We start from the raw sequence: 6000 nt of genomic DNA on the forward strand, positions 1-6000 counted from the left end.
CAATGATCGTTGAATTAAGCCTGCCTGGCGATTGCCGCAAGGATAATTTCAATGAATGTTGAATATTGTCAGGAGCGGCGGCATCGCCTATCTCGGAGGTCATGAAGCCGGTTTTCCACCCCGATATCGAGGATGTGGCGCCCGCCGACGTATTCGGAGCATTGGCCGATCCGATCCGGCTCGGCATCCTCGTCGCGCTCTCCGACCTCAACGACGTCGACAGGGCGCGCTGCAGCCATTTCACGGCCTTCGCTTCTCCTTCGCTGTTGTCCTATCACTTCGCCAAGCTGCGCGAGGCCGGCATCACCCGCATGCGGGTCGAGGGCACGTCGCGCTACCTGAGCATCCGGCGCGAGGAACTGAACCAGCGCTTCCCCGGGCTGATCGACAGCGTGATCGAAACGGCGCGGCGCGATCCCAACCTGCCGCGGCTCGGCCCCGAATGGCTTTCGGGCGGGGAACAGGCTCAGGGTCAGACTTCGTCACGTTGACAGGCTCGCGCACGGGTCTAGCGTTCCTGCTTCCGCGATGGCGTCGAGCCGGATCGCGATACGGCACCGGCCACGCCCGAACCCGAGGAGCATGGCCATGCGTGCTGCCGACCCTCAGAAACTCGATGATTTGGTGGGGCGTCTCGTCGGCGACGTCGGCGCCTCCGTCACAGGGGCCCTGATCGTTCTGGGCGACCAGCTCGGCCTCTACAAGGCGATGGCCGACGGCAGGCCCGTCACCTCCTTGCAACTGGCCGAGAAGACCGGCCTCAAGGAGCGCTATCTGCGCGAATGGCTCGCTGGCCAGGCTTCGGCCGGCTACGTCGATTATGACGAGGGCAGCGACAGCTTCAGCCTCTCGGCCGAGCAGGCCATGGCCTTCGCCGAGGAGGACAGCCCGGCCTTCTTCGCCGGCGCCTTCGAAATCGTCCAGTCGATGTGGCTCGACGAGCCGAAGGTCGAGGAGGCTTTCCGCAACGGTTCGGGACTCGGCTGGCACGAGCACAGCAAATGCCTGTTCCGGGGGACCGAGCGCTTCTTCCGTCCGGGCTACAATGCCCATCTCACAACGGACTGGATTCCGGCGCTCAGCGGCGTTCAGGTGAAGCTGATGGAGGGCGCGACCGTCGCCGATGTCGGCTGCGGGCACGGCTCCTCCACCATCCTGATGGCGCAGGCCTACCCGCAATCGCGCTTCCACGGTTTCGACTATCACGGGCCTTCGATCGAGCGGGCGCGGGAGGCGGCGGAGAAGGCCGGTGTCGGCGACCGCATCGTCTTCGAGCGCGCCACGGCCAAGGATTTCCCGGAGCGGAAATACGACCTTGTGACGATGTTCGACTGCCTGCACGATATGGGTGACCCCGTCGGCGCCGGTAAGCATATACGCGATGTGCTCGCGGAGGACGGGAGCTGGATGATCGTCGAGCCCTTCGCGCACGACCATCTCAAGGACAACCTGAACCCGGTCGGGCGGATCTTCTACGGGGCCTCGACGATGATCTGCACGCCGGCCTCGCTCTCGCAGGAGGTCGGGCTGGGTCTCGGCGCGCAGGCCGGCGAGATGCGCTTGCGGAAGGTCGCGATGGATGCGGGCTTCCAGCATTTTCGCCGGGCGACCGAGACGCCGTTCAACATGGTGTTCGAGGTCAGGGCCTGAGGCGATTTGGCTGATCGCTGTTCGGCAGGCGCCTCGCGGGCGCTTGCCGGACGCGCTGCCTTATCCACCGGCGGCGCGGAAGCGGGTTGAGTTCGCCGTGTGGTTATGTAACGTTATATCATTGCATTATTACCTTGGAGCTCTCCCGTGCCTTCCTCCCGCTTCGCTGCCGCCGGCCTGGTCGGCTGCCTGCTCGCTTCTGCGGCTTTCGCCCATGACCATGCCCCGCTGCGCGGGCGCCTCGTCTTCGCCGATCACGAGAAGCCGGTCGTCCGCATCCTCGATCTCGACAGCGGCGAGGTCACGCACAGCTTCGACATGCCGAAGGCCAATCCCGGTTTCGCCGGCGTGTCCGGCGGGCGCTATGTCGTGGTCAAGACCGGCGACGAGGCGGGCACGCTGCGTATCCTCGATACCGGGCTGATCGCGGAATCGCATGGCGACCATGTCGATCTCGACAAGGCGTCGCCGAAGCTGCTCGATTTCGCGGTGAAGGGCGACCGGCCGGCGCATGTACTCTCCGGCCATGGCCAGCTCGCGCTGTTCTTCGACGGTCTGCGGCCCTGGGAAGGCAAGAGCGAGCCGAAGGCCGTGCTGGTCGCGATCGACAGCCTCGCCAAGGAGAAGCCTACCGCGACGACCTGGCCGAGCCCGGCGCCGCAGCACGGCGTCGCGGTGCCGCTCGGCAACCGGCAATGGCTGATGTCGATCCCGAACCCGGCCTATGCCAAGGGCGACGATCGCAGCGCCTCGTCGCGGCCGAACGGCTTCGAGATTCTCGCGGAGGGTAAGGACTGGAAGCGCGTCGCGCTCTTCGACGACGCGGCAAAGCCCGATGCCTCCTGCAAGCTCTTCCATGGCTCGGCCGCAGCGCGCGGCGGCCGCCATATCTTCGGCTGCGCCGAGGGCGAGGGCGGTGGCTTGCTGGTGCTGTCCAAGGCCGGCAAGGGGGCTGCCGCGAGCTGGAGCGGCCGCAAGCTCGGCTATCCCGACGAGCGCCGTGTCAGCGCGTTGAAGTCGCGCGACAACGGGCGCCATCTCGTTGGCAATTACGGTCTGAAGGCGCCCTATGACGCGCTGCTGCGGATCGACCCGGAGGCGAAGGCGCTGAAGATCGAGGACGTGCTGGCCGTGCCGGGCGGGCAGGCCGCCTGCCAGTTCGAGCTCAGCGGCAATGGCAGCCGGCTCGCCAACCTGACGCCGGACGGCAAGCTGCGGATCTACGAGATCGCGCCGGTCTGGAAGGACCTCGCGGCCTTCGATGCCGTGCCGGCCTTCGACTGCGCCTACGGAGCCAAGACGCCGACGCCGAGCCTCGCCGTCATCGGCAGCAGCGCCTTCGTCAGCGACCCGACCAACGGCCGCATCCGCGAGTATCATCTCGATACGCTGAAGCAGGGACTGGACATGCCGGTCGGCGGCATGCCGGCCAATCTCGCCGGCAGCGACGCGGGCTGACGGGCTTCCGCGAACCTGCGGCATCCTCTACGAAGCGCGGATGCCGCTTCGCCAGTATCCACGCCAGATCCGCCAGCTCGCCGCCTATGTCCTGGCCGGCGGGCTGACGGCGGTCGCGCATTACGGCGTTCTGATCGGGCTGGTCGAGCTGACCCATGTCGAGCCCGTGCCGGCGACGCTGGCCGGCTTCATCGTCGGGGCGCTGGTTTCCTATGGCCTCAACCGCTGGATGACCTTCGATGCGACCCGCAGCCATGCCCAGGCCGGCTGGCGCTTCGCCCTGATCGCGGCCGGCGGCTTCGTGCTCACCGGCATCCTGATGCATCTGTTCGTTGCGCGGGCGGGTCTGCCCTATCTGCCGATGCAATTCGTCACCACCGGCGTGGTGATGGTGTTCTCGTTTCTCGGCCACAAGTTCTTCAGCTTCGCGGACAGGGCCGGCTAGCTCACGCGGCTTCGAGGGAGCTCGGGTGCGGCCCGGCGCTATCGCCCCGAGCCCGTCGCGCAGTTCATGAACGCCATATGTGCCCCGGTTCCAACCTTGGGGCTCCGCCAGTTCATCCGGCCGATGCGGTGATGATCCGGCACGATCCTGCCGCCATTGTCGAGCGCACAACTGCAGGAATGCGGATTGCCCATGCTGCGGCATTCCGGCCTGATCCTGCCGGACTGCGCTGAAGCGCCCGGCAAAGTGCTCCATGCTGCGGCGAGCAAAGCCGCCGTCACCAGCCAATATTTCATCCGTGCCCCCAGGGCGGCGCCAGGGTTTCGCGCCTGCCGGCAGGAGTTCATCACATGGCGGCAGGCAAGGCACGAAGCTTGCGCTACGACCATGTGATGAGGGCGGGCCATTCGATGACCGGCCCTCAATGTCTCACGGGGTCGGGGCGACGGTCAGCGTGAGCTGCCTGCGGCCGATCCGGCCTTCCTTATCGGCGGCCTCGATCTCGAGGGTATGGCTGCCGCTGGGGACGACGACGGAGGGCGCGTCGATCCCGGCCGGCGTGATGAACGGCTTGATGCGCTGGGTGATATCGACCGGAGGATCGCGCCGGTAGAAGACGCGCACGGTCGCCGGGTCGATCGGCACGCCGTTTGCGGGCATGAAGCGCACGGCCAGGCGGAATGGCTTGCCGTCGACGCCCTTGTCCGGGGTCGGCAAGGTGTCGATGCCGGGTCCGCGCGTCAGGTTGCGGGTGCTGGCCGCGGCCTTGGGCGCGGTCGGCAGGCCCGCTTCCTCGCGGGTGATCAGATGGATCGGGTCGGCGGCTTGGGCCGCCGTCAGCATGGCGGCGGTGGCGAGAACGGCAGGCAGAATGTGCCGAACGAGCACAGACTTCATCATCGTCCTATTTCACTCCCAGGATTGCGGCGATGAGGCCGGCGATCGCCGAAATGGCGGTGCCGGCCATCAGGATGGTGGTTTCGATCGTCTTCAGCGTGTCCATCGGCACCTTGCCGTGGACGGCCTGCAGCCCTTTCCGCAGTTCCGGCAGCGAGACGAGGCCGCGCGCGGTCAGCGCAGCCTGCGTCACGCGCAGCAACATCCCCGAGAACATGGAGGCGCCGATGCTCAGCGCGTAGAACGAGGTCTCGCGCCAGGCCACCGACCCTTGCGGAAGGAGCGGTATGTTGTCGTGCCAACCCAGCAACGCGTTCATGGTCGCGACGGAAAAAATCGCAAAGACGAAGGCGATGCCGATATCGAAGGCAATCAGGCGCGGGCGGATGCCGAAATAGACGAAACCGGTGAAGAACGGGATCGCGATCGAGGCGAGACGCAACGTCCAGAGCGGCAGGTCGAGCCAGAGAATGACCGCCCAATAGGCGAGCAGCAGCAGCACAAGACCGAAGGGCAAGACCCAGAAGCGCCGGCGCGCGAGCCCTGCGGTGGCCGGCGCGGCCTCCGCAGGGGCTGCTGCGGGCGTGAAGGCCGAAGCCCGTGCCGGCTCTGCCGTCCGGGCTGCTGCGAGCGCGGCGCGGTCTTCGTCCATACGCTTCTCGGCGGCGGCGAGGCGTTCTTCCAGAGCATCGAGGCGGCGCAGCAGCGGCAGCACGGGCGTGAGGTCGCGCCCGCAGCTACGGCATGACAGCACGCCGTTGTTGAGCGCTGCTTCGCAATAGGGACAGATGAACTGGTCCTGCACGGAAATCTCGCGGGGCAAGCCGCGGTCAAAGCCATATTTGAAGCGTCAGATCAAGGCTTATGACGATATTCCGCAAGGGAATGTTGGTGTGGGGGAGTCGGATTCCCGGCTCGAATTCTACTTTCGTCTATGCTTCGGGCCTGGTTGCCCTAAACGTCATGCGATGCGGATTGTGCCCGAAATTCTTCGGACGCTGCACATCCGCGAAGCCCGCCTCACGGATGAGGGCGGTGATTGCCTCGGCCGTATAGGTCGACAGGCCGTATTGCGCCCGGAGCTTGCGATAGTCCGAGAAGGCGGTGCGGACGAGGCCGCCGAGCGCCGCCATGAGGAAGCCGCCGCGCCAGGCGAAAGCGAGAAGCTGCGAGGCGTCGGTCAGCGGGCTGACATCGGGCGGGATGACGTCGGCGACGATCAGCGAACCGCTGGGCTTCAACCGGTCGCGCCAGATTTCCAGCAACGCCTTCAGTTCGTCGCGCGAGAGGTACTGGAGCAAGGAATTGGCGACGACGAGGTCGAGCGAGGCTGGCGGCAGGGCCTCGACCTCTTCCGGCGAGACCACGACGATGTTGTCCTTGCGGCCGAACTGCGCTCGCAGCTTGTCGCGCACGGTCGGCGCCGCCTCGCAGAGATAGAGCTTGCCGCAGGAGGCGGCGACGCGAGCGGCGTCGAGTGCCTCGCCGCAGCCATGGTCGAGGACGGTCGCCTCGGTCGAGGGGATATGGCCGATCAGGTCCGTCGCGAT

Annotated in this window: 8 protein-coding genes; 5 read left to right on the forward strand and 3 right to left on the reverse strand. The window is 66.5% G+C overall.

Annotation, left to right across the window (positions count from 1 at the left end):
* Positions 1-101: 101 nt before the first annotated feature.
* The 5 genes from J0I42_RS21390 to J0I42_RS21410 all read left to right on the forward strand — a co-directional run bounded on the left by J0I42_RS21390 (position 102) and on the right by J0I42_RS21410 (position 3946).
* Complete coding sequence (locus J0I42_RS21390; RefSeq protein WP_291657860.1) at positions 102-491, forward strand: ArsR/SmtB family transcription factor; 390 nt, start codon at positions 102-104, stop codon at positions 489-491.
* Between the two features lie 97 nt (positions 492-588).
* The gene (locus J0I42_RS21395; protein ID WP_291657862.1) at positions 589-1650 is read left to right on the forward strand and encodes a class I SAM-dependent methyltransferase; all 1062 of its coding nucleotides are present in this window, start codon (positions 589-591) and stop codon (positions 1648-1650) included.
* A gap of 147 nt (positions 1651-1797) precedes the next feature.
* A complete protein-coding gene (locus J0I42_RS21400; RefSeq protein WP_291657864.1) occupies positions 1798-3108 on the forward strand; it encodes a hypothetical protein in 1311 nt (436 codons plus the stop codon).
* Positions 3109-3148: 40 nt separating this feature from the next.
* Positions 3149-3553, forward strand: coding sequence for a GtrA family protein (locus tag J0I42_RS21405; protein ID WP_291657865.1), 405 nt, complete (start codon positions 3149-3151; stop codon positions 3551-3553).
* Between the two features lie 192 nt (positions 3554-3745).
* On the forward strand, positions 3746-3946 hold the full coding sequence (locus J0I42_RS21410; RefSeq protein ID WP_291657866.1) for a hypothetical protein: 201 nt from the start codon (positions 3746-3748) through the stop codon (positions 3944-3946).
* Positions 3947-3982: 36 nt separating this feature from the next.
* Here J0I42_RS21410 and J0I42_RS21415 read toward each other — a convergent pair whose 3' ends face one another.
* The 3 genes from J0I42_RS21415 to J0I42_RS21425 all read right to left on the reverse strand — a co-directional run.
* On the reverse strand, positions 3983-4453 hold the full coding sequence (locus J0I42_RS21415) for a hypothetical protein (RefSeq protein ID WP_291657867.1): 471 nt from the start codon (positions 4451-4453) through the stop codon (positions 3983-3985).
* 4 nt (positions 4454-4457) lie between these two features.
* On the reverse strand, positions 4458-5255 hold the full coding sequence (locus J0I42_RS21420) for a hypothetical protein (protein ID WP_291657869.1): 798 nt from the start codon (positions 5253-5255) through the stop codon (positions 4458-4460).
* Positions 5256-5382: 127 nt separating this feature from the next.
* On the reverse strand, positions 5383-6000 hold a 618-nt coding region (locus J0I42_RS21425), incomplete at its 5' end, for a class I SAM-dependent methyltransferase (protein WP_291657871.1).

The organism is Allobosea sp. (assembly GCF_017308015.1).
Lineage (GTDB): Bacteria > Pseudomonadota > Alphaproteobacteria > Rhizobiales > Beijerinckiaceae > Allobosea.

Excerpts from the sequence above, each read along its gene's own strand:
- J0I42_RS21390 (WP_291657860.1), top strand. The coding sequence starts at position 102 with ATGAAGCCGGTTTTCCACCCCGATATCGAGGATGTGGCGCCCGCCGAC.
- J0I42_RS21395 (WP_291657862.1), top strand. The coding sequence starts at position 589 with ATGCGTGCTGCCGACCCTCAGAAACTCGATGATTTGGTGGGGCGTCTC.
- J0I42_RS21405 (WP_291657865.1), top strand. The coding sequence starts at position 3,149 with ATGCCGCTTCGCCAGTATCCACGCCAGATCCGCCAGCTCGCCGCCTAT.
- J0I42_RS21410 (WP_291657866.1), top strand. The coding sequence starts at position 3,746 with ATGCTGCGGCATTCCGGCCTGATCCTGCCGGACTGCGCTGAAGCGCCC.
- J0I42_RS21415 (WP_291657867.1), bottom strand. The coding sequence starts at position 4,453 with ATGATGAAGTCTGTGCTCGTTCGGCACATTCTGCCTGCCGTTCTCGCC.